At 67.1% G+C, this 696-nt stretch carries 1 protein-coding gene; it reads left to right on the top strand.

The window, feature by feature from the left end; genetic code table 11:
• A partial coding sequence (locus BZL64_RS38725) for a DDE-type integrase/transposase/recombinase (RefSeq protein ID WP_143663479.1) occupies window positions 1–251 on the top strand: 251 nt, incomplete at its 5' end.
• Window positions 252–696 lie beyond the last annotated feature (445 nt).

Consider the following 696-nt stretch of genomic DNA (forward strand, 5'->3'; position numbering starts at 1 on the left):
GCATGGTGCCGCGGGTGGTCGTCACCGACAAACTCCGATCCTACGGCGCCGCCCACCGCGAGGTCATGCCCTCGGTGGAACATCGCTCGCACAAGGGCCTGAACAACCGGGCGGAGAACAGCCACCAACCCACCAGACAGCGCGAACGTGCGATGAAACGCTTCCGCTCCGTGGGCGAAGCGCAGCGGTTCCTGTCCGCGTTCNNCTGGGAGCAGATCACCGGCGTCGCCGGCCTCGCCACCGCGGCCTGAACACAGCCCGGAACCAGGCTCCACCACGCCACGACGCGCCGTCAGGCAGTCACACAGCCAACAACGTGACAACGTCCGTTTTACCGAATGCCGTCGTGTATGACATGTCGCTGATCTGGCAGTCCACGTGCCGTACGTGTTCGTCATGGTCGGAGTGCCGTCGCAGGACGGGCTTTGGGGATACGAACTCCCGGATAGTGTCGGCATGTGGTGGGCCTGTCGCCGACGGGCTGAACGGGGTGCAACGGGAGGCGGGGCGGGGACTAGGGTCGGCGGCGTTACGACCACAAGCAGCAGGAGAGGCCATGCCGTCAGGGCGCGCGAAGCAGGACACCCCACAGGCCCAGCCGCCCGGGCCCCGGCCGCTGGCTCCGCTTCCCTTCGATGTCGAGGTCGTCTTTCCGGAGCTGATCGGTACGGCGCGCGAGGTCACCCTCCTCTACCC

Source organism: Streptomyces bobili (assembly GCF_002154575.1).
GTDB classification, from domain to species: domain Bacteria; phylum Actinomycetota; class Actinomycetes; order Streptomycetales; family Streptomycetaceae; genus Streptomyces; species Streptomyces bobili.